Annotated in this window: 20 protein-coding genes and 1 tRNA gene; 15 read left to right on the top strand and 6 right to left on the bottom strand. The window is 56.5% G+C overall.

From position 1 onward, the window contains the following. Positions 1-12: 12 nt before the first annotated feature. Positions 13-1,116 carry a mandelate racemase/muconate lactonizing enzyme family protein gene (locus GS646_RS13190; protein ID WP_171188446.1) on the bottom strand — a complete coding sequence of 368 codons (1,104 nt, stop codon included), beginning with the start codon at positions 1,114-1,116 and terminating at the stop codon, positions 13-15. 71 nt (positions 1,117-1,187) lie between these two features. Further along, a complete protein-coding gene (locus GS646_RS13195) occupies positions 1,188-2,735 on the bottom strand; it encodes a trimethylamine methyltransferase family protein (protein WP_171188448.1) in 1,548 nt (515 codons plus the stop codon). Between the two features lie 229 nt (positions 2,736-2,964). On the opposite strand from GS646_RS13195, the gene GS646_RS13200 reads away from it, so the two are divergent. From GS646_RS13200 to GS646_RS13210, 3 genes are all read left to right on the top strand, one after another. Then, positions 2,965-4,431, top strand: a complete 1,467-nt coding sequence (locus tag GS646_RS13200; protein WP_171647846.1) for an NAD(P)/FAD-dependent oxidoreductase — start codon at positions 2,965-2,967, stop codon at positions 4,429-4,431. Beyond that, positions 4,432-5,433: an alpha/beta fold hydrolase gene (locus GS646_RS13205; protein ID WP_171188452.1), complete on the top strand. Its 1,002-nt coding sequence runs from the start codon at positions 4,432-4,434 to the stop codon at positions 5,431-5,433. A 55-nt stretch (positions 5,434-5,488) separates the two neighbouring features. Continuing rightward, positions 5,489-5,565: transfer RNA gene (locus GS646_RS13210), tRNA-Met, on the top strand. A gap of 366 nt (positions 5,566-5,931) precedes the next feature. Here GS646_RS13210 and GS646_RS13215 read toward each other — a convergent pair. The 3 genes from GS646_RS13215 to GS646_RS13225 all read right to left on the bottom strand — a co-directional run bounded on the left by GS646_RS13215 (position 5,932) and on the right by GS646_RS13225 (position 8,920). Continuing rightward, on the bottom strand, positions 5,932-6,714 hold the full coding sequence (locus GS646_RS13215; protein ID WP_171093903.1) for an ATP-binding cassette domain-containing protein: 783 nt from the start codon (positions 6,712-6,714) through the stop codon (positions 5,932-5,934). Beyond that, entirely contained in the window at positions 6,714-7,784 is a 1,071-nt protein-coding gene (locus GS646_RS13220) for an ABC transporter permease (protein WP_171188454.1), read from the bottom strand. The genes GS646_RS13215 and GS646_RS13220 overlap by 1 nt, the downstream gene beginning before the upstream one ends. A gap of 116 nt (positions 7,785-7,900) precedes the next feature. After that, on the bottom strand, positions 7,901-8,920 hold the full coding sequence (locus GS646_RS13225; protein ID WP_171093906.1) for a sugar ABC transporter substrate-binding protein: 1,020 nt from the start codon (positions 8,918-8,920) through the stop codon (positions 7,901-7,903). A gap of 186 nt (positions 8,921-9,106) precedes the next feature. Here GS646_RS13225 and GS646_RS13230 point away from each other — a divergent pair, with 186 nt between their 5' ends. The 4 genes from GS646_RS13230 (at position 9,107) to GS646_RS13245 (ending at position 13,454) form a co-directional block, all read left to right on the top strand. After that, positions 9,107-10,306, top strand: coding sequence for an ROK family transcriptional regulator (locus tag GS646_RS13230; protein WP_171647871.1), 1,200 nt, complete (start codon positions 9,107-9,109; stop codon positions 10,304-10,306). Positions 10,307-10,538: 232 nt separating this feature from the next. Beyond that, entirely contained in the window at positions 10,539-11,003 is a 465-nt protein-coding gene (locus tag GS646_RS13235) for an NUDIX domain-containing protein (RefSeq protein WP_171188456.1), read from the top strand. Between the two features lie 604 nt (positions 11,004-11,607). After that, complete coding sequence (locus GS646_RS13240; RefSeq protein WP_171647842.1) at positions 11,608-12,432, top strand: peptidyl-prolyl cis-trans isomerase; 825 nt, start codon at positions 11,608-11,610, stop codon at positions 12,430-12,432. Then, positions 12,432-13,454 (top strand): HupE/UreJ family protein, encoded by a 1,023-nt coding sequence (locus GS646_RS13245; RefSeq protein ID WP_171188460.1) that lies wholly within the window; start codon positions 12,432-12,434, stop codon positions 13,452-13,454. Before GS646_RS13240 ends, GS646_RS13245 begins: the two co-directional genes overlap by 1 nt. Positions 13,455-13,589: 135 nt before the next feature. Here GS646_RS13245 and GS646_RS13250 read toward each other — a convergent pair whose 3' ends face one another. Beyond that, positions 13,590-14,108, bottom strand: coding sequence for a DUF2796 domain-containing protein (locus GS646_RS13250; protein ID WP_171679258.1), 519 nt, complete (start codon positions 14,106-14,108; stop codon positions 13,590-13,592). A gap of 255 nt (positions 14,109-14,363) precedes the next feature. On the opposite strand from GS646_RS13250, the gene GS646_RS13255 reads away from it, so the two are divergent. The 8 genes from GS646_RS13255 (at position 14,364) to GS646_RS13290 (ending at position 23,290) form a co-directional block, all read left to right on the top strand. Next, positions 14,364-15,635, top strand: coding sequence for an imelysin family protein (locus GS646_RS13255; protein ID WP_171647838.1), 1,272 nt, complete (start codon positions 14,364-14,366; stop codon positions 15,633-15,635). Positions 15,636-15,713: 78 nt separating this feature from the next. Then, entirely contained in the window at positions 15,714-16,007 is a 294-nt protein-coding gene (locus GS646_RS13260; protein WP_171647836.1) for a bacterioferritin-associated ferredoxin, read from the top strand. Beyond that, positions 15,955-16,440, top strand: coding sequence for a bacterioferritin (gene bfr, locus GS646_RS13265; RefSeq protein ID WP_171647834.1), 486 nt, complete (start codon positions 15,955-15,957; stop codon positions 16,438-16,440). The genes GS646_RS13260 and bfr overlap by 53 nt, the downstream gene beginning before the upstream one ends. Before the next feature lie 13 nt (positions 16,441-16,453). Further along, positions 16,454-17,947 carry a di-heme oxidoredictase family protein gene (locus GS646_RS13270; protein WP_171647832.1) on the top strand — a complete coding sequence of 498 codons (1,494 nt, stop codon included), beginning with the start codon at positions 16,454-16,456 and terminating at the stop codon, positions 17,945-17,947. Between the two features lie 3 nt (positions 17,948-17,950). After that, positions 17,951-18,961: an imelysin family protein gene (locus GS646_RS13275; RefSeq protein ID WP_171188469.1), complete on the top strand. Its 1,011-nt coding sequence runs from the start codon at positions 17,951-17,953 to the stop codon at positions 18,959-18,961. A 3-nt stretch (positions 18,962-18,964) separates the two neighbouring features. Continuing rightward, complete coding sequence (locus tag GS646_RS13280; RefSeq protein ID WP_171188472.1) at positions 18,965-20,050, top strand: DUF1513 domain-containing protein; 1,086 nt, start codon at positions 18,965-18,967, stop codon at positions 20,048-20,050. Positions 20,051-20,151: 101 nt separating this feature from the next. Further along, entirely contained in the window at positions 20,152-22,041 is a 1,890-nt protein-coding gene (gene speA / locus GS646_RS13285) for a biosynthetic arginine decarboxylase (protein ID WP_171188474.1), read from the top strand. A 25-nt stretch (positions 22,042-22,066) separates the two neighbouring features. Further along, complete coding sequence (locus GS646_RS13290) at positions 22,067-23,290, top strand: saccharopine dehydrogenase family protein (protein WP_171188476.1); 1,224 nt, start codon at positions 22,067-22,069, stop codon at positions 23,288-23,290. Positions 23,291-23,325: the final 35 nt, after the last annotated feature.

Consider the following 23,325-nt stretch of genomic DNA (forward strand, 5'->3'; position numbering starts at 1 on the left):
GATCATCCACAGTTAGAACGACGCAACAGGGGTGCCGAATTGACCTTCATCAGGCACCACACCCAGCCCCGGCCCGTTTGGTAACGCAATATGTCCGCCTTTGATCTGGATGCCATTTTCAGGATCATAGTTGCCTTCGATATAAGGCGCGGCAAGCCAGACGCCTTCCAGCAGATCGGGCCGAACCGTTGCACCGACATGAGTGCAGGCCGCGGCGATGATATCCCCACCCCAGCTGTCATCGCAGGTGTGCGGAAGGTTTCGGGCTTCGCAAATATCGCGGAAAGCGCGCATGGGGTTCAACCCGCCGATCCGAGTGACTTTCATCCCGAACCCATCGACCAGACCGATCCCTGCTGCCGAGATCACAGTGTTCAGACTGGTGCTGTTTTCGTCCATGTAAATGCCGTGCGTGACCTGAGGCCGGATCTTCTGCAAATCCTCAATGGTGTTGCAGGGCTGTTCCATGATGAACGGAATTTCAGGGCATTCGCGGCTGACGCGCAAAGCGTCGCGCGTGGTCCAGCCCCGATTGCCGTCTACCGCCAGACGCGTACCCGACCCTTTGAAAACCTCCCAGACCTTGCGGATGGTTTCGATGTCGATCTCAACCGGGCGGCCCCCGACCTTGATCTGTAAACGCGGGTAGCCTTCGGCCATCTTTTCGGCGGCCAGACGGGCAATATCGTCCGGCGAACCAACGCCAGTGGCATAATAGGACGGCACCGTGTCTGTGGTTGCTCCGCCCAGCAGATCGCAGACAGGAACGCCCAGATGTTTGCCCAACACATCATGAACTGCGATATCGATTGCTGCTTTGGCATAAGCGTGCCCGTTCAGCAGCCCATCCATCTGGCGATGCAAGGTTAGCGGAAGTGCTTCGGTTCCGATCAGGCCGGGGGCCATTTCGAGCAATGCAGCGCGGGCGCCTTTTGCGTGCGCCTCAGCATATGTCGGGCCAACCGGGCAGGTCTCGCCCCAACCCACCAGACCATTATCTGCAACAACTTTGACCAGTGTGGTATCCAGCGACCAAACCTGTGCGTTGGCCATAGTGTAGGGTCCGTTTTTAACCGGCAGGTCGTGGCTGTAGATATGGAGTTCGGCGATCTTCATGTTTCTCGGCTTGTCCTGAACGAAAAAAGGGCCCACCCGGATTGCGGGCGGGCCAGTACGGGGAGATTGTATCAGTAGTTCTGGTTCAACTCATCCGCCGCCGGGATTTCCCTTTCGCGGCGCGCGATATAGTCGAGAAGCGCCTCGTTTTTGGCTTCGTCCAGTTTTGGCTCTTGGTACTCGGCCAGCAGTTTTCGCGCGTGCTTCAAGGCGCGTTCTGTGATTTCCACTTCGCCCTCAGCCACCCATTGTTCGATCGAGTTGTTGTCAAAGAGTTCAGGCATAAAGAACGCCGTCTGGAAATTGTCCTGCGTGTGCGGATGGCCAAGGTAGTGACCACCAGGGCCTACATCCGGAACCGCCGCAAGCGCCTGTTCGAAATCGTGCCATTTCGGACCTTCCGCCATGCGGTAAGCCATTGCGCATTGTTCCGCATCCACCACGAACTTGGCGACCGAACAGTGCATGCCCGCCTCATTCCAGCCTGCCGAATGCCAGATATAGTTGGCTCCGGCGTGGATAACAGCGCTGAGCGTTGTGGCGGATTCGTATCCCGCTTGCGCGTCAAACGTCTTAGCCCCGCCCAGCGTGTTCGAAGTGCGCCACGGCACGTCATAATACCGCGCCATCTGACCGATCATGAAATTCATCAAGCTGATTTCAGGTGTGCCCGCCATGGGCGCACCGGATTTCATCGACACGGTCGACAAGTAGTGCCCCCAGATCGCAGGTGCACCCTTGCGGATCACCTGTGTGTAGGCCAGCGCCGACAACGCCTCGGCTGTCAGCTGCGCTACGGTCGCGGGCACCGACGCGGGTGTGTTCGCACCACCCAAAACGAAGGGCGAGCACAAAACCGGCTGGTTGCGTCGGCTAAAGGCACGCATCGCGCCCAGCATGGTTTCATCCCACACCAGAGGGCTGTTGCCGTTGCAGTTGCCGGTGGTGACAGGATGGTCGTCGATAAAGCCTTCACCGAACAGGATATCGCACATATCCATCACATCCTCGGCATTCTTGGGCGAGGTGGTCATGCCCATGAATGTCTTGTCCGAGTACTTCATCGACGAATAGGTGATGCGCAGATGCCGCTGGCTGATAGGGTGATCATAAGGCTCGACAATATGGTGAGCCGAGCTGTGCAGCGCAGGCATCATGTGCGAAAGCTTATGGAACATCGCCAGATCATCCAGCGTCGGGTTCCGCCGCACGTCATCCAGATCGCGCAGGAAAGGCGCGCCGGTCATCGGAACAAAGATCGAATGCTTGCCACCCAGCGCAAGGTTCTTTTGCGGGTCGCGCGCATGATAGGTGAACTGCGTTGGAATGGTCGAGATCAGCTCGCGCACCATGTTGCGGTCCAGATAGACCAACTCTCCGACAACCTTGGCACCGGCTTTCTTCCAATCTTCCAGCGCGATGGGGTCGCGGAATTGAACGCCGACATTTTCCAGAATGTCCATTGCGGCGTTGTCGATCCGTTCGACCTGGCTTCCGTCCATGACTTCGCAAACGGGAATGCCTCGGGTCAGGCCCGGCAGCATGGCAAAGTTCGGAGCGGTACGTTGGGCGCGGCGGGCAGAGCGTCCACCGGACCGCGCAGCTGTGCGAGTAGTCAAAGGGCAATCCTCCAATTTTCACACAAACTGGCGGATTCGCGGAGCCGTCACCTCTCTGATTGCGATATGTGCTTGCAGGAAGCGACACGGGCCATATCCCGGGATTATCGTGCGCACGCAGCGCAAGTGAACCTTTGGTTACCTTTCGTTAAGTAACCTGCTTCACTGTCAAACAGGTGCATACATCTGCAACACGTACCCGTATGGTTGTTTCAGGAGGGGCGCAGAAATGCACCACATGACGGAAATGCTGATCATCGGCGCCGGTTTTTCAGGGCTGACCATGGCGCTTGAGGCCCGCAAACGTGGCCTCTCCGATATTGCGATTCTGGAAAAGGCCGATGATATCGGCGGCACGTGGCGCGAAAATACCTATCCCGGCGTGGCCTGTGATGTGCCCTCGCACCTTTATTCCATGGCCACCCATCCGAACCCGCACTGGAGCCGTGCTTATGCCGGGGGTGCCGAAATTCAGGCCTACCTAAAAGACGTCGCGCGACAAGAGGGGCTTTATGATCTGTGCCATTTCGGGCGTGAACTGAAGTCGGCCAGATGGGATGGCGGCCGCTGGCACGTTGAAACCGTTGATGGGGATCTATGGTCGGCCCGGTTTCTGGTCTCTGCAATTGGGGCCTTGCATCATCCGAGTATTCCGAATCTTCCGGGCGCAGAAAGTTTTCCCGGCCCCAGTTTTCACTCGGCCCAATGGGACCACCAAGTGGATCTGACAGACAAAGAGGTTGCAGTTGTCGGCACCGGGGCGTCGGCTGTGCAATTCGTGCCTGAGGTCGCCAAACTCGCACGCCATGTCACCATCTTTCAGCGCAGCGCGCCATACGTGATGCCGCGCCCGGATGGCCCGATCGCGCCGTGGGTACGCAAGCTATACGCCCGCATTCCATTGTTACCACGTATCAGACGCAAGCTGATTTTCATGTTTTTTGAGTTCCGTCACCGCGTGTTCCGGGGCGAAGAGCGGGCGATGAATTTTGCTCTGAAGATGTGGCGAAAATCGCTGGAAACCGCGATCACCGACCCAGAGGAACGGCGCGTTCTGACACCCGACTACCAGATCGGCTGCAAACGCATTCTCAGCTCGAATGACTGGTACCCGACGCTCGCCCGCGACAATGTCAGCGTTGTCCCGCAGGGCGTAGCCCGTATCGACGGGGATAAAATCATTGCAGTGAACGGTACTGAGGTCCGGGCTGATGTGCTGATCTGGGGCACCGGCTTTCACGTGACCAATGTGGTTGAGCGGCTGGACATCACGGGCTCTGACGGACTGACACTGCGCAAGGCATGGGCAAACGGCATGAACGCTCATCTGGGCACATCGGTCGCAGGATTTCCCAATTTCTTTGTTTTGCTGGGTCCGCATACAGGTTTGGGCCACAACTCGGTCGTGCTGATGATCGAGGCGCAGGTCGAGCACATCGGCCGGCTCCTAAGCGAGATGAAGCGCAAAGGGTTTTCCGCAATCACACCTAACGAAACGAAACAGGCGGGCTTTACGCAGGAAATGGCTGATCGTCACACCGACAGCGTCTGGCAGTCCGGCGGGTGCACCTCGTGGTACATTGATGCTGACGGTAAAAACACAACTCTTTGGCCGGGCACCGTTGGCGAATATCAAAAACGCATGGCACAGTCGGGGTTGGAGCAATACAATCCCGTCGGGACCGGAGACAGCTAAATGACAATTGTTTTAAGCCTGATCGCAGCCTTTCTCGCCTTTCTTCTGGCTATGGCTTTGTGGACCCGACGGATAATGCGTCAGGGTCTGAAAACCGTGCCACAGCTGGGTCAGATTGTGCCCGTTCAGGGCGGCAGCATTCACTTTGTGGAAAAAGGCGATCCCAACGCACAAACCATTGTCATGATTCACGGCCTCGCCGGGCAGTTACAGCACTTCACGTATGCGCTGGTGGATCAACTGTCAGAGGAATATCACGTCATAGCGCTGGATCGGCCTGGATGCGGGTACTCGACACGAGACAAGGCAGAACTGGCACATTTACCGCAACAAGCCGCAATGATTGCCGAATTTCTGGAGACCAAAGGCGTGGATCAAGCCGTACTGGTGGGACACTCGCTGGGAGGCGCGGTGTCACTGGCACTGGCTTTGGATCATCCCCAGCGGGTGTCCGGCCTGGCTTTGTTGGCCCCGCTGACGCACAGGCTGCCCGAAACGCCGGTGATCTTCAAACCGCTCGAAATCCGGACAGAATGGCTGCGCAGCCTGATCGCAAACACGATCGCGGTGCCCATGGCCTCAAAAACAGCACCACACAGTTTGGGCGTGGCCTTTGGGCCGGAAACCCCACCGGATGATTTTCTGGACCGTGCAGGTGGCGCGCTTGGGCTGCGCCCTTCAGCATTTGTCACCGCCTCGCAGGATGTCATAGGATTGGATGCCAGCTGCGATGCACAGGTGGCCAGGTATCCCGAGCTGTCTGTGCCGGGGGGTATCCTCTACGGTCGTCAGGACGCGCTCCTGTCTCCGGCGTTTCACGGCCCTCCGATGATCAAATATGGCCTGAGTTACGAAGAACTGGACGGGCTGGGTCATATGATTCTGATTACAGAACCGGAAACATGCGCTGCGTTCGTCCGCAGGATGGTAGAGGCGACGACAGTCCCTCGAACGTCCATGCAGAATACGGTGCCCGAAGCCGTGAAAGAAATCCCCGGTTAGGGTGATTTCCCTCTTGACCCTCCCCTGCCCCTCGCTTAAATCGCCTCTCACTCAAGGCGGAGTAGCTCAGTTGGTTAGAGCAGCGGAATCATAATCCGCGTGTCGGGGGTTCAAGTCCCTCCTCCGCTACCATCACCCCCCCCACTCTAGATTCTTGGTTCGAGACGAAGGCGCTTATGCGTCCCTTAACCTCAATCGGAATAACGTCGTTTTCCATCGGAGACACAACGATTTCAGAAACCAGGTATCTGATGTTACCCTGCGCCTTGGCGTCTGGTTTTTCAGCACGATTAACCGTTGAGGCCGCAAGACCCTGAACAGCGCGGATAGCCAACGGAACCGTCGAGCTCTGTTATGCGTTCAGTAATAGCACAACGGTTTCCGCCAGGGTCGATTTTCCTGATGCAGGGGGGCTGGCGATTGCGACAATCGTCCGAACCCCAACCTGCCTCCGGGAGGTGATCAAGTCGCACACGCGCCTTCTTGCATCCTGCTCGATCACGCGGCGTCTTCTTTTGGTGGTTCCTTGGCTCCGGTCATAAAGGCCACAGCGTCAGACATCGTGTAATCCTTGGGGTCAATCGTGCAGAGTCTTTTGCCCAGCCGGTGCACGTGAATTCGGTCAGCGACCTCGAAGACATGCGGCATGTTGTGACTGATCAGGATGATCGGAATGCCGCGAGCCCGCACATCTTGGATCAGTTCAAGTACTTTGCGGCTTTCTTTCACGCCCAACGCAGCCGTCGGTTCGTCCATTATGATGAACTTGGTCGCAAAGGCCGCTGCGCGCGCAACGGCCACGCCCTGTCGCTGGCCACCGGACAGCGTCTCAACCGCCTGATTGATCGACTGGACGGTCATCAGGCCAAGCTCAGTCAGTTTGTCCCGTGCGAACTTCTCCATGGCGGGGCGGTCGAGCTGACGCATGTACTTGCCCATGAAACCCGGTTTGCGGATCTCTCGCCCCATGAACATGTTGTCCGCAATCGACAGGGCAGGAGACATGGCAAGTTGCTGATAGACGATTTCGATACCCATATTCCGGGCGTCGATTGGAGAGGTAAAGTTTACCTTCTTTCCTTCAATCAGAATCTCGCCTTCATCCGGGATCGTGGCGCCGCAGATTGCCTTTACAATGGACGACTTGCCCGCGCCGTTGTCCCCGATCACCGCCAGAATTTCTCCTTGCCGCAGTTCAAAATCGGAGTGATCGATGGCGGTCACGTGGCCATAGCGCTTCACGATCCCACGTCCTTGGACGACTGGAGTTGCGTCTGACATTAGCCCGATACCTTTCTGATCCACTGGTCAACGGCGACCGCTGCGATGATGAGAAGACCGATGAGCAGGAAGGTCCACTGCGCATCTGCACCCAACAGCCTCAATCCAAGAGTGAACACACCGACGATCAGCGCTCCGAACAGCGACCCCAGAATCGAGCCCCGCCCACCGAACAGAGAGATGCCGCCGATCACAACCGCTGTGATACTTTCAATGTTGGCCAATTGGCCGGACGTTGGCGAAACAGATCCGATGCGCCCGATCAGAGCCCAACCCGCGAATGCGCAGATTAGACCAGACAGCATGTAGACGGACATAAGGGTTCTGTGGACGTTGACACCGGACAGCTCGGCGGCCTCGGGGTCATCTCCGACCGCGTAGACATGCCTGCCCCAGGCGGTGTGTTTCAGCGCGTAGGCAAGCACGAAAATCAGGATTAGCATGAACATCACGCCAACAGTGAATGTGGCGCCGCCGATGCTGAACTTGGTGCCAAAGAATTGCAGGAAGGGGGCGTTGGCCTCAATATCCTGACTGCGGATGGTTTCGTTTGCGGAATACAAGAAATTGGTGGCCAGAACGATTTGCCACATGCCCAGCGTCACGATGAACGGGGGCAGTTTAACGCGACTGACAAGCCAGCCGTTGATCGCTCCGATTGCGGTGCCAACGGCGAGGCCGCAAAACACTGCAACGGGCACGGGGATACCATATCGAAAGGTGAACTGCCCCATGATCACGGACGAGAACACCATGATCGCACCGACGCTCAGGTCGATGCCTGCGGTCAGAATGACAAGGCTCTGTGCTGCCGCCACAATGCCGACAATCTGGACCTGCTGCAGGATCAGGGTCATCGCAAATGGCGAGAAAAACTTGGAGCCCAAAAGCAGCCCGAAGATCAGGATTGCACCGACCAGAACGATCAAGGGCACGAAAGATGGGTTGACGTGGAGAAGATGCTGCAACTTCCCCAGAACGCCGCGCCGATGGTCTTCGAACTCTGCAACAGTTTCTGTTCGACTGGCCGCAGTTTCGAATTCCTGGGTGCCTTGGTTTGCTTCGGACATCTCTCCCCCTTTTCGTGGATCGCGTTGTCCCACGAGGTCAGCTTACAGGAAGTTTCAGTTTTATGGTGAATGGAATGATGAGGCGCTCAGGTGCGCCTCATCCATAAGGTTTTTGCTTAGCCCCAGCAGAGCTCCAGACCTTCTGCGACTGAAATGGATTCCACCCCATCAACCGGTTGATCGGTGATCAGAGCAACGCCCGTATCGTAGAAGTCCTTGCCAGGAGTGTTTTCCGGCTTCACGCCTTCGTCGGCCCATTTCTTGATAGCTTCAACGCCAAGTGACGCCATCAACAGCGGATATTGTTGGCTGGTGGCCCCGATAACGCCAGCTTCCACATTCTGGACCCCGGGGCAGCCGCCATCGACCGAGACGATCAATACATCATTTTCGCGTCCAATGGATTTGAGCGCCTCGTAGGCACCGGCTGCTGCCGGTTCGTTGATCGTGTGCACAACGTTGATGGACGAGTCCTTGGCCAGCAGGTTCTCCATCGCGCGACGCCCGCCTTCTTCGTTGCCGTCCGTCACGTCACTGCCAACCAGTCGTGCGTCGGTTTCGTCTCCGATGACGTTGGGATCTGCCAATTCCACCCCGAAGCCGTCGAGGAAACCCTGATTGCGCAAGACGTCTACGGTGGGCTGGCTAACGTTCAGATCAAGCGTTGCAATCTTTGCATCCGCGGCTGCATCGCCCATCTTGGCCTTCGCCCACTGTCCAATAAGCAGGCCTGCCTTGTAATTGTCCGTGGCAAATGTAGCATCGGCAGAGTCAATCGGGCTTAGCGGTGTGTCCAACGCGATCACCAAAAGACCGGCATCTCGCGCCTGCTGAACCGCGGGGACAATCGAGCTTGTGTCCGACGCAGTAAGCAGGATGCCTTTTGCGCCGTCGAGAATGCAGGTTTCAATGGCTTGCACCTGCGTTTCATGGTCGCCGTCCACCTTACCTGCAAACGCCTTAAGGGTCATTCCAAGCTCTTCAGCTTTGGCCGTTGCGCCTTCTTTCATCTTTACAAAGAATGGATTGGTATCTGTCTTAGTGATCAGGCAAACGGTTTCTCCGGCCGCGTGAGCAGATGCCGCAGCCACTGTAAGCGCGGTAGCAGACGCGGCAATCTTGAATAGATTTTTCATGTTGTCCTCCCAGAAAATTGTTGTTGCCCCGCATGGCCCGCCAACGAGGCTCGCCCTCATCCTCTAATGAAGGTCTTTTTCAAGAAAAAGTGATTCTAGCCTTCCTGTCAATAAATAAATAAAGTTTATTTATTAATTTACCCAGACGTCTTTTCATAAGAAAACAAGGTGGTTATGTTCAGAAATATGGAGAAAGAGGCGCTCAAAACACTGACCGGCGGGGTAAGTCAAAGCGGGGTTCGCGATCACAACGAACGTCTGATTTTGACAGTTTTACAACGACATGGCCCCACCGCTGGCGCCGACGTCGCGCGATTGACGGGCCTGTCTCCTCAAACTGTATCAATTATTCTGCGCAAGCTTGAAAAGGATGCGATTCTTAAGCGTGGAACCCCACTGCGCGGGAAAGTTGGAAAGCCCTCGATCCCAATGGAATTGAACCCAGAAGGTATCTTGTCGGTTGGGATGAAGATCGGGCGGCGTAGCGCCGACCTGCTCTTGATCGACTTTACAGGTACACCACGCCGCCAGCTTTCCACGACTTATGACTATCCGTTACCAGAGGTCATTTTCGGGTTTTTGGAAACTGGTTTGGACACGCTTTTGTCCCACGAGCCTCAGAGGCTTCGTGATCGTGTTTGTGGGATCGGGATCGGGACCCCATTCGAACTTTGGAAATGGCACGATCTGTCTGGGCTTGCCGCAAAAAAATTCCGGTCCTGGAGAAACGTGAACTTCATTTCCGAGGTTGCCAAGTTCAGCGATCTGCCGGTTTTTGTGGTCAACGACGCAACAGCCGCATGTCACGCAGAACATCTCTATGGGCGTGGGGCAGAATATCGTGACTACTTCTACTTCTTTATTGGCTCAATGATCGGCGGCGGTGTTGCGTTGAACGGCACCGTGTTCGAAGGCAACCAAGGCAATGCCGGTGCATTGGGCGCCATGCGCACGACGGGCCCATTGGGTGAGAGCCAGCAACTGATCGACACGGCGTCGCTGTTTTTGCTCGAGGACCGATTGATCGAAGCGGGTGTCGACCCGGGGATTCTATGGGAGAAGCCGCAAGATTGGAGCAGCATCTCTCGCTATGTCGAGCCGTGGATTGGCACCACGGCGCAAGAATTGGCCAAGGCCGCTCTTTCAATTTGCGCTGTCATCGACTTTGAAGCGATTTTCATTGATGGCGCGTTCCCGCCTGAGGTTCGGGAAGAACTGGTGTCTAGGGTTCGCCGTTACTTAGTCAACCAAGACAAACGCGGCTTGATTCCTCCGGTCGTTGAGGCCGCTGCGGTTGGGGAAAACGCTCGCGGCATTGGGGCGGCTAGCAGCCCAATTTTCCGCCAGTTTTTGCTGAATACTAATGCCGGGCTCTCTGGAATGTAGCCGCAACTCGTCCGGGTCAAACCCCTTTGGCAGTCACGACGAGCCAGAAACCCTCTCTTATCAAATCGACCCAAACTGTCCTATTGGTGCGGACGTCAGACGGCTATACGGGAAGCTAAACAACAACCGCCGGCCGATACAAATTACCAAAACGCGAGACAAAGCGAAACTATGCCATGTAACGTAAATCGCCTACACAGGACTGCAAATCACTGGGTACGGAGACTGGCTCGTGGCAGAAATTCCGATCAGGTCGTTCCTTGTATCGCTTGTAGCTGTTCGAGAAATAGATACGCGATATGAAGTTCTACTCTTAAAAAGAACACAGTCACTGATAGGCGAGTGGTGCCAAGTGGCAGGAGGTATCGAAGATGGTGAATCGGCCTGGCAAACGGCTGTGCGAGAGCTTTTCGAAGAGACAGGATTGAAGCCTAACGCTCTGTATTCAGCCGATATATGCGAGCAATTTTATGAACCAGATCGCGATGCAATTACCGTGGCGCCCGTATTTGTCGCATTCGTGGCTGCTTCAGCGACGGTGGTACTGAATCATGAGCACAGTGATTACCGGTGGGTTAGTTTCCAAGAAGCGATTGAGATGGTGGCATTTGGTGGGCAACGGCGCGTTCTTCGCTGGATAGAAAACGAGTTCGTCAAACAAACCCCGAGTAAACACCTTCTGATTACAGGCATCTAAAGCAAGTTCGACGCGGCCCAATGTGCTCGGAGCTGACTTTCGCCAAGATCCACGTTGGTGCCGCTCTGCCCCCTTTGGCTCATTCCTGCCGTTCATCACGTTTGGAATTCTACAAAGCGGCCTCAGTTACATCGGTACCGCCGGGAAAAATGACGTTCGACGACGTCCAAGATCCCGCCTTTGACCTGAAGGTCACCGCGAGATTCAACCATGTCCCTTTCGCCTTGCGGATCGCGGAACCCGTTTTTTACAGAGAGTTGTTGTGTGGGGTTTGTGCCCAAACGGACCTCCGCCACCAAATCCCTCAACACAAAAAGCTGATTTTGAAGAAAAATCACAGCTGTTCTTGCGTTCTTCCCACCATCATTCCGGCCGCTTTGTGTTTCAAGCGCCATTTAGGGAAAGCAGGCTGGCCCGGCATTCGACATACGCTTTGGTCTGATACGCCTTCCAAACGCCGGTGTCGCCAGCGAAAAAGCGCTACTTTCTCTGTGCGCGCGAAGTCCGAATCCCAATTCACAGCACATATCGATTTATTTTTATGTTTAGATGACGGAAAGATACTCAGAGTTCATCAACGATATTGGCCAAGAGGTACAACTCAATGGCATACCGCGTTCTTCGAGAACCGTTTCTTCATTTCCTTCTGATGGGTGCGGGAATCTTCGTGCTGTTCGCACTGGTCGGAAGCAACGAACCTGACTCCGAAGCGATTAATATCACCCAAACCGATATCGAAGCTTTGGAACGGCAGTTTGAAGCCATTTGGAGGCGCAAGCCCGACGGCGAAGAGTTGGATGCGCTGATTACCAATCTGGTCCTTGAAGAAGTCCTGGTGCGCGAGGCGCGCGCCTTGCGTATGGACGAACAAGACCCGATCGTCCGCAATCGCCTGCGTCAGAAGATGGAGTTTATTGCAACTTCGGCCGCAGGTGCGGCATCGCCAACACAAGAGGATCTGCAGGAGGTATATCGCGCCCATTCGGAGGAGTTTCGCACTCCGTCTCAGATTGCGTTTGAACAGGTGGTTCTTGATCCCGCATTTGCTGCGCAGGCCGAAACCACTTTGATCGCGCTGAATGATGGACGCAAGCCTGAGGGGTTGAGGAATCTGACCCTCCTGCCCTCAGAAGTACCGCTCGCTCCGACTGTTCGTATAGACGGCGTGTTCGGAACTGGATTTGCGACAGCGCTGGAACCGCTTCCGGATGGCCTTTGGGCAGGTCCGGTACAATCCGGCTATGGGCTGCACCTGGTGCGGGTGACTGACAGAACGCCAGCCGAACTTCCCGATCTGGCAGATGTTGAAGACAAAGTGCTGGCCAAGTGGCGGGAAATTAACCAGTCAGAGGTCAGAGACGCGTTCGTGCAGGGATTGCAGGGCAAGTACCAAATCACTGTCAATAATGACCAGCGGGCGGTCAACTGATGCTGCGCCACATTGCGTTCATTCTGGGTCTTGGCGTGCTGACCATCTTTCAGGCGACAGCTTTACATGCCCACGCTCTTGAACCGGGCTATCTTGAGATCACCGAAACCGGCCCAGAAAGCTATCGCATATTCTGGCGAAAACCGGATGTGCAGGGACAACCGATGGCGATTGACGTCAGCTTGCCCGAGCAATGCGAAGTTGCCCATCCCCCCGCCCCGTATTTCGATGGCGCGGCCTGGGTGTCGAGTTGGGAGACCACTTGCGGCGGCGGGATCGCTGGGGCGAACCTTGCAATTCCCGGCCTTGAACACACGCAAACGGATGTTTTGGTACGGGTGCACCTATTGGAGTCGCTCGCGACCAGCGCACGCCTGACGCCGACCGAGACCACCTTCCTCATCCCTGCCGAAACCACTCGCCTGTCGGTGCTGGTGACCTATGTGGAATTGGGGACTGAACATATCCTTGAAGGGTTCGATCACCTGTTATTCGTTTTCGCCCTGCTTTTTCTGATCCGGGACGTCTGGCGTCTGATCGGAGCTATCACCGCATTTACAGTTGCCCATAGCATCACACTGGCCTTGGCGTCGCTTGGGTTGCTTCACGTGCCTGCTCCGCCAGTTGAAGCCGTCATTGCATTGTCGATCGTGTTTCTGGCGGTCGAAATCGCCAAGCGAAACCACGACACACTGCGCCTGTCTGAACGATGGCCCTGGATCGTGTCATTCTCGTTCGGGCTGTTGCACGGTCTGGGCTTTGCAGGTGCTCTTAGCGAGATTGGTCTGCCTCAAGGCGATATTTTTGTGGCACTCCTTGGCTTCAATATCGGCGTCGAGATTGGCCAATTGCTGTTTGTCGGTGTTGTCTTGACGCTTGGCGTTGTGTTCATACGGCTTATTCCTGCGGCAGGCAGCATCCAAACCGAACAAAAGGGCTTGGCTGATACGATTGTCAGCTACGCGATTGGTGCAATCGCATCTTATTGGCTAGTGGAGCGTGTTGTAGGATTTTGGGCATAGGCTATAGACCAAAGCCGCCCGTCAGTTTCAGGCCCAATTTTACCAAGGGAAAATGTACGGCGTTTGTGCTAAAGACTAGTCTTAACCACTATCCCGAAGCCCCCGAACACGCACTAAATGCAGCAGTCGTCCGACTTACGGCAAGTTTATGCTGCGCTTTACGCGGGTCGCTTCATGGGTTTGCGTCTCCCCGCCCGCTTCGACACGGACTGAGAGTTTTTCCGTCCCACTGAATTTTTCGAAATAGGCAAATTCAATTCGGTCCAGCAAGCCCATGTCCTGACATTGGACAACATAGTCTGCCTGAAACTCTGCGTGACTTTCACTGGAAGATTTTCCAGAGGCCGCATCGACCTGATCCGCGATCTCGTGTGTCAGGATCACATTAGCGGATGCGGTGAAACATCCTGCTTCTTCCGGGACAACAAACAGGTCCAATGGCTCGGACAATTCAGAAATCGCGATAGCGACTTGCGTACGTTCGTCATCATTGGACACCGGAGCTTCAAATCCCACGATGTCCATGCTGGGCACACTGAGTTTTAATGAAAAACCTGTCTCAGTCAGGACGACGTCCAACTGACCTGTGCCATGTTGATGCGGCGTTGTCACCTGCGTTGCTTGCGCTGCAAGAGCTGCAGGAAACAGGAACATGGCCAGGACTGCACACTTCATTAACCAAACCGCCACAAACAGAATCACAACGCCGATTCTAGCGCGAATCAACCGCGGTGCAATTGCAACGGCCTGTTCCGACCCCACCAGATATGGGGAGTTTAGCTGCGCTGCGCTTAGAATTTATTTCCGACAATAAAAGTCAGGTTGACTTTACTGAGTAATTCACTCAGTTATTCAGGTGCAATGCGAGCGGGCCATTCCCGCACAATCAGACAAGAAAGTACCAATTCCATGAACAAGTTGTTTTTAGCCGCCAGCGCTCTGACACTTTGCGCAGCGACCGCCGCGTTCGCCGGTGACGCACCCGCCAAGGCAGATGTATTGGAAAACTACGCCAATATTGCTGAAGCAAAATTTGATGACAGCCTGATCGCAGCCAAACGCCTCCAAACAGCCGTTGATGCGCTGATCGCAGATCCTTCGGATGCCACACTGAACGCAGCCCGCGCCGCCTGGATCGCTGCACGCGTGCCCTATCAACAGACCGAGGTTTACCGCTTTGGCAACGCCATCGTTGATGACTGGGAAGGCAAAGTGAATGCTTGGCCGCTGGACGAAGGTCTGATCGATTATGTCGACGCAGCCTATGGCGGTGCCACTGACGAGAACGAATTTGCCGTATTGAACGTCATCGCCAACCCGAGTTTCGAGTTGTCAGGCGCGTCCATTGACGCCGGCGAAATCACCCCCGAACTGCTGAGCGAAACGCTGCACGAGGCCGATGGAATCGAAGCCAACGTGGCCACAGGCTATCACGCGATCGAATTCCTGCTATGGGGGCAGGATATGAATGGCCACGGCGCAGGTGCGGGCACCCGCCCTGCCACCGACTATGTGCAGGGCGATGACTGCACTGGCGGCAATTGTGACCGTCGCGCCCAATATCTGAGTGCTGCGACCAACCTGTTGGTCAGTGACCTGGCCTGGATGGCAGATCAGTGGAAGGAAGGCGGAGCAGCCCGTGCCGCCCTGATGGAGAACGAGGCCGCAGGCGTCAGTGCAATCCTGACCGGCATGGGGTCACTGTCTTATGGCGAGCAGGCCGGTGAACGGATGCGTCTGGGGCTTATGCTGAACGATCCCGAAGAAGAGCATGACTGCTTCTCGGACAATACACACAACAGCCATTACTATGATGGTCTGGGCATTCAGAACGTCTATCTGGGCAGCTACACTCGCATTGACGGCACCCCGATTTCGGGCGCGTCCCTGTCGGATTTGGTTATCGCAACCGACCCGGCGCTGGACACCGAGATGAAGGCGAAACTGGCCGCAACCATGCAAGCCTTGGGCAAGATCAAGTCGACTGCGGAAGCAGGGTTTGCTTATGACCAGATGTTGGAGCGCGGCAATGAAGGTGGCGAGGCCCTGATCATGGGTGGCGTCAACGGTCTGGTCGATCAAACCAAAACCATCGAACGCATCGTGACAGTACTTGAACTGGACGGGATCGCGTTTGAAGGATCCGACAGTCTGGATGACCCCAACGCAGTTTTCCAATAACCCCCGAGCGGGCCGGGAAAATCTGTTTCCCGGTCCATATCCCCACCTGATCGCCTGAAAAAACCCGAGCCAACGACAATGATTGTCTGCCACTGCACCAACATCTCTGATCATGATATCCGCGCCGCCATTGACTGGATGCGTACGGCGGATCCACAGGCCATTATCACTCCCGGCAAAATCTACCATGCCCTTGGAAAGTCGACGGATTGTGGCGGGTGCATGCCTCTTTTCCTAGACACAATGCGGGCAAGCGATAATCTGGAAGTCCCAATGCAACTGCGTGCCTTACGCGCAGCAGTAACTCAGGAGAAAGCAGATGAAGGGCGATCCAAAAGTCATCGAATATCTCAACAAATCTCTGCGGCATGAGCTGACCGCAGTCAGTCAGTACTGGTTGCATTACCGGCTACAAGATGATTGGGGCCTTGGCCATATGGCCAAGAAAAGCCGCGAGGAAAGCATCGAAGAGATGCAGCATGCGGACAAGCTGATTGAGCGGATCATCTTTTTGGAAGGTCATCCCAATCTTCAGAAACTGGACCCGCTGCGCATTGGGCAAACGCCCAAGGAAACACTGGAATGTGACCTTGCTGCCGAACTGGACGCGCGCGCGCTTTATGCCGAGGCACGCGATCACTGCCGCGAAGTGGGCGACTATGTCTCAATGTCGCTGTTCGAAGGATTGATAGCGGATGAAGAAGGTCATATCGACTTCCTCGAAACGCAGCTCGACCTGTACGAAAGGATCGGCGAAGCAAATTATGCGCACCTCAACGCGTCAAAAATGGACGAAGGCGAGTAGCCTTTTTACCCTGATGGTGGTCGCTTTTGCGGCCGCCCCTGCCCAGTCTGCGGATCTGAAGGATCTGCATCTGAACATCACCCCCCGAACCACGGATGAACGCGCCCGAATCGCCGTCGTCACAGCCCCACCGCAGGACTTCGGCGCGCCGCAGCCGTTTGAAGAGCTCGCTGCCGGAGCCGCGACTGTACGCGTGCGCAATAACGCAGATGCGTTTTCGCAGCCCTCTGACAATCTGAGTTTCGATCAGGAGCTAGACTTTAAAGTCGGCAATGGTTTGTTCAAAAAAATCTGGGTCTCCTCGCCTTCCTCCACGCTGGCCTCTGACGGGTTGGGGCCCCTGTTCAACGCGCGATCCTGCCAACGCTGCCATATCAAGGATGGACGCGGGCATACGCCGAACGGACCTGAAGACAAGGCGATTTCCATGTTCCTTCGGATCTCGATCCCCGGAGCGCCAGAAGATGGTCCTGCCGAGATCGAAGACTACATCGCAACCCTGCCGGATCCCAACTATGGCGGACAGATGCAGGACTTTGCGTTGGCAGGGCATCCGGCAGAATACCGACTGGATATCGCGTACAAGGAAATCCCTGTAGAGTTATCAGAGGGTGAAACCGCATCACTGCGCCACCCGACCTATGGAGCTGCAAATCTGGGCTATGGGCCGTTGCACCCCGATGCGATGCTGAGCCCTCGGGTCGCACCTCAGATGATCGGGCTAGGTCTGTTAGAGGCGATCCCGGTTCAAGATCTGTTGGCACAGGCTGATCCTGACGACATAGATGGCGATGGTATTTCAGGGCGCCCAAATATCGTCTGGTCCGTCGAATATGGGGCACCAATGATGGGTCGGTTCGGGCACAAGGCGGGAATGCCGACAATCATGGAACAATCGGCTGCGGCATTTGCCGGAGATATTGGAATTTCCAGCCCGCTTTATCCTGCCCCGCAAGGCGATTGCACCAAGTTGCAACTGAACTGCGTTGAAGCTCCACATGGCGACAGTGACGTACGCGGATTCGAGATTGATCAGCAAGGCATGGATCTGGTCGCCTTCTACAGCCGCAATCTGGGCGTGCCCGGTCGCCGGGATGTAAACAGCCCCGAAGTGCTGCGTGGGAAAGAAGTGTTCCACGCCACGGGCTGCGCGTCCTGCCATACACCGTCGCATGTCACCCATCGCATGGAAGACCGGCCCGAGCACAGTTTTCAGCTGATCTGGCCCTATACCGACCTGCTGCTGCATGACATGGGCGACGGTCTGGCAGACAACCGACCCGAGGCCCGTGCAACGGGTCGCGAATGGCGCACGCCGCCTTTGTGGGGCATTGGTCTGACCCAGCGCGTATCGGGCCACACACAATTCCTGCATGACGGACGGGCGCGTAATCTGCTAGAGGCGATCTTGTGGCATGGCGGTGAGGCACAGGCTGCGCGCGACACCGTTGTTTCGATGCCCAAGTCAGACCGCGATGCCTTGATCCGTTTTCTGGAAAGCCTTTGACCCATGCGTTATCTGCCCCTCATCGCTGCTTTGATCATACCCGTCGCTGCACAGGCGCAGGATCGCGCGCCAATCCTGATGGATGTGACCGAAACGCATATCCTGCCCCGCTTCGACAAGTTACCCGAGACAACCGGCGCACTCGTCAGTGCCGCCTTGGTAGATTGCACCCCGACCTCGCCCGCCTTGCGTGCCGCATATGATGACGCCTTTGACAGCTGGATTTCCGCCAGCCATCTGAGATTTGGCCCAACCGAGGTCGATGACCGCGCATTTGCGCTGGCTTTCTGGCCTGATACGAAAGGGTTCACCGCGAAGGCGTTGTCACAGCATATCGCGACCGAGGATGAAGCAGTGCAAAGCCCCGAAGCTTATTCCGAGACGTCCATCGCGGGGCGCGGGTTCTTTGCGTTGGAGCGGATGTTGTACGATCCCAAGTTTGCCGTTCAGGGCAGTGCAGAATACCGCTGCGATCTTATTCAGGCGATCACGGCGGACATAGACGCCAACGCCCAAGCCATAACAGAAGGCTGGCAAAGCTACGCGCCCAGCCTGACCCAGCCCGGAGACAACAGCCCGTATCGGACACAGGACGAAGCCTTGCAAGAGCTGTTCAAAGCCCTGTCTGCAGGGCTTGAGTTTACTGCCGATACACGACTGGGCCGCCCCTTGGGCACATTCGACCGGCCGCGTCCCAACCGGGCCGAAGCCCGCCGATCCGAGCGCTCCTTGCGTCACGTGGAACTTTCGCTGAATGCCCTGCGCGATCTGGCGGCGCGTTTGTCCTTCGATTATCCCGAAATCGCAGCCGATCTGGACGCCGCCTTTGCGCGCGCAATCGAGAACGCCCAATCCATTGACGATCCCGCGCTGGCCGGTGTCGCTGACCCACAGGCCCGGTTTCGCATCGAGGCCCTGCAACAATCCATTCGGGATATCCGCGGTATTGCCTCCACCGAACTGGGTCCAACTCTTGGGATCAGCGCAGGTTTCAATTCGCTGGACGGGGATTGATCTGTGCCCTCACGACGCCATTTTCTGGCCGGCCTGGCCGCGACAACCCTGTCTCCGATCCAGGGATGGGCGAGTGTCGGTGCTCCTGACTTTCTGGCCGCAGGGCTTTTTCCCGATGGCTCGTACCGGTTGGCGGGTTTGGATGAACAAGGCGAAACCCTGTTTACTGTGCCCCTGCCCGCTCGCGGACACGCAGCCGCAGCGCACCCGTTCAAGGCGCAGGCTGTCGCCTTTGCCCGCCGCCCCGGAACATTTGCCATAGTCGTTGACTGCGCCACCGGCGCGCAGATGGCACAGCTTACCGCCCCAGAAGGTCGCCATTTCTATGGCCACGGCACCTTCTCGGCGGACGGCACGGTTTTTTTCGCGACCGAGAATGACTATGAGGCCGGGGCAGGCCGCATCAGCATCTGGGATGCGGAAAGCTATGAACGTATAGGTGAATTCTCCTCTGGCGGCATCGGTCCGCACGACATACGTTTGATGCCCGATGGGCAAACTCTTGTGATCGCCAATGGTGGGATCGAAACACATCCCGAAACCGGGCGTACAAAGCTGAACCTGCCGGTAATGGCCCCTAACCTGACCTATCTCAGCCTGTCCGGCACTGTTTTGGATCAGGTTTCGCTGCCTCAAAATTTACACAAGAACTCGATCCGGCATCTGGCCGTTCGGCAAGACGGGCTGGTAGGTTTTGCGATGCAGTGGCAAGGCAGCAGCGCCGAGCATCCGCCCCTGCTGGGCCTGCACCGTCGGGGTGAAAATCCTCGTCTGCTGACGGCCCCCGACAAGGATCAAAGCGCGCTGCAAGGCTATGCGGGCAGCATCGCCTTTGCATCCGATGGTGCGACCATTGCCATCACTTGCCCGCGCGGCAACACATTGCATCAGTTCGACACAGCCAGAGGGGCCTTGACGAACGCCTTTGCGTTAGAGGATGTGTGCGGCTTGGGCGCAAGCACAGACGGGTTGGTCTTTACCACCGGAACTGGCCTGTTTGGCGTATTGAACGATACTTCGCCTGCGATCCGCGCCCATAAGAAGTGCCAGTGGGACAATCATTTGATCCCGATCCGCCGCATCGCGTAAAACTCGGTTTTCACTGTCACATAGTTTACACTTGGAAGAATCAAACTGCTGCCGTATTGGCGGGCGCGAAACTGGCACCCCTACGTTAAGGACCGACTTGATTGAAACAGACGCCCGACGCACCGCATTCTATCTACGGGGTTGAGAAATGGGGCAAAGGCCTCATTGAGGTGACGAAACAGGGCGAGATCGGTCTGCGCAATCCAATGGCGCCCGAGGCTGAAGCAATCAGCCTGCCGGGCATCCTGAGCGATCTGGATGACCGGGGCATCAAAGCACCGATGGTTCTGCGGGTAACTTCTTATCTGGAAAATGAAATCGCGCATCTGAACGAAAGTTTCCACGATGCCATCGCACGCGTGGGGTACACGGGTTCCTATCGCGGTGTCTTCCCGATCAAGGTAAACCAGCAGGCGCAGGTGGTCGACCGGATCGTCGAGTTCGGTAAGAAGTACAACTATGGCCTCGAGGCCGGGTCCAAGCCTGAACTGGTGGTAGCCCTTGCGCATCGACTGGCGTCTGAGGCGCTGATCGTCTGCAACGGTGTCAAGGATGCCGAGTTCATCCAGCTGGCGATCCTGTCTCGTAAGATTGGTTTCAACACAGTCATCGTTTTGGAAAGCCCGAAAGAGGCAGACACGGTGATCAAGGTCTACAACGAACTGGGTATCGAACCCCTGATCGGTGTCCGGGTCAAACTGACTAACCAGATCAGCGGCAAATGGGAAGAAAGCTCGGGTGACCGGTCTGCCTTTGGCATGAATACGGATCAACTGGTCGCTACGGTGGACAAGCTAAAAGAAGCCGGGTTGTTGCACTGTTTGAAGCTGCAACACTCGCATCTGGGCAGCCAGGTGCAGGACGTCAACGATGTCCGCCGTGCTGTGGGCGAAGCCTGCCGATACTACACCGAGTTGACCCGTGAGGGCGTGCCCCTGACCCATCTCGACCTGGGCGGAGGTATGGGCGTGGACTACACCGGTGAGAAAAAGGCCGCCGAAAACTCGATCAACTACACGGTCGAAGAATACTGCGCAAACGTCGTCGAAACCGTGGCCTACGCGATGGATGAGGCCGAGATTGCCCACCCCACGCTGGTCACCGAAAGCGGGCGTGCGGTTGTTGCGACGTCCTCGATGCTTGTGTTCAACGTGCTCGAAAGCACCCTCTACGACGCGCCCAACGGCCCCGAGGTCGAAGCGGACGATCACCATCTGGTCTCAGACCTCGCCGCCGTGCATGGCTATTTGTCCAGCGATCGCCTGCAGGAGTGTTGGAACGACGCCACCTTCTACCGCAACGAATTGCGCGCCCTGTTTCGCCGCGGCTATGTCGACCTGCGGCAGATGGCGCGTGCCGAACGTATCTACCTGTCGCTGATGGCCCGCCTCAAGGCGCTGGCCGCTTCTGACGAACTGGACACGGATGTGGACGAGCAGCTTGAGAAAGTCGCCGATATCTACCACTGCAACTTCTCGCTCTTCCAATCCCTTCCAGACGTCTGGGCCATCGACCAACTCCATCCCATCGTACCGCTTCAGGGCCTGAACCAGACACCCGACCGCCGCGCAGTCCTGTCCGACATTACTTGTGACAGCGACGGCAAGATCGACCGCTTCATCCTGGCCGACGGCGTCTCACCCAGCCTGCCGGTGCATTCGCTGCCTGAAGACGACGAATATTTCATGGGAGTTTTCTTCGTCGGCGCCTACCAGGAAACACTGGGCGATCTGCACAACTTGTTCGGCGACACCAACGTCGTCACCATCGACCTGCGCGCCGATGGCGGCTTTGACCTGCTGCACGAACAAGAGGGCGACACCATCAGCCAGGTCCTGTCTTATGTCGAATTCGACCCGACCGATTGCGTCGCCGCGTTCCGCAAAATGGTGGACGAGGCAATCTCGACCGGTACTCTGAAAGCCAAAGACCGCAAAACCCTGATGAGCGCCTATCGCGACTCGATCAACGGCTACACGTATTACGAATAACCCCCTATGAGAGGAGATCACCCCCATGGGTTCACTTAGTGGCAAAACACTGGTTGTTGGCGCAGGCGGCGTATCCCACGCAGCAGTGCACAAGATGGCGATGAACTCGGACATCTTCACCGAAATCACTCTGGCCAGCCGCACGAAATCGAAATGCGACGCCATCGCAAAAGCAGTGAAAGAGCGTGTGGGCGTTGATATCGCAACCGCTGAACTGGACGCCTACAAAGTCGAAGACACGGTCAAACTGATCAAGGACACCGGCGCGGAAATCCTCGTGAACCTCGCCCTGCCCTATCAGGATCTGGTGCTGATGGACGCGTGTCTTGAGGCTGGCATCCACTACCTCGACACCGCGAACTACGAGCCCGAGGATGAGGCCAAGTTCGAATACCACTGGCAATGGGCCTATCAGGAACGCTTCAAAGAGGCTGGCCTGACCGCCATCCTCGGTTCAGGCTTTGATCCGGGCGTGACCAGCGTGTTTGCCAAATGGCTCAAGAAACACAAACTGGACACAATCCGCCAGATTGACGTGCTGGATGCCAATGGCGGATCGAACGATCAGGAATTCGCCACCAACTTCAACCCAGAGATTAACCTGCGTGAAGTATTGGCCGAGGTCCGCCACTGGGAAGGTGGCGAGTGGAAACACTCCCCCGCCATGACTCACAAGGTCGAGTTTGACTTCCCCGCCATCGGCCCCAAAAACATGTACCTGATGTATCACGAGGAACTGGAATCGTTGTCGACCCACTTCCCCGAGATCGAGCGCGCCCGCTTCTGGATGACCTTTGGCGACGCCTACATTACCCACGCAAAAGTGCTGGAAAACGTCGGCATGACCCGCATCGACCCGGTGATGCATGACGGCAAGGAAATCATTCCGATCCAGTTCCTGAAAACCCTGCTGCCCGATCCCGGCGATCTGGGCGCCGAGACCAAAGGCAAAGCCTGCATTGGCGACATCGCCACGGGACAAGCCAAGGATGGCTCGGGCGAAAAGACCTACTACATCTACAACATCTGCGACCACGAGGAATGCTATGCCGAAGTCGGCTCCCAAGCTGTCAGCTACACCACCGGCGTCCCTGCGATGATCGGCGCGGCGCAGGTGCTGAAAGGCAATTGGTCCGAGCCGGGTGTTTGGAACATGGAACAGCTGGACCCGGATGATTTCATGGACATGCTGAACACCCACGGTCTGCCATGGCAGGTCCACGAACTCGACGGCCCGGTCGAGTTTTAACTTCATCTTTTCCTAAATACTCCGGGGGTCCGGGG

This window comes from Ruegeria sp. HKCCD4315, from assembly GCF_013112245.1.
Taxonomy (GTDB): Bacteria; Pseudomonadota; Alphaproteobacteria; order Rhodobacterales; family Rhodobacteraceae; genus Ruegeria.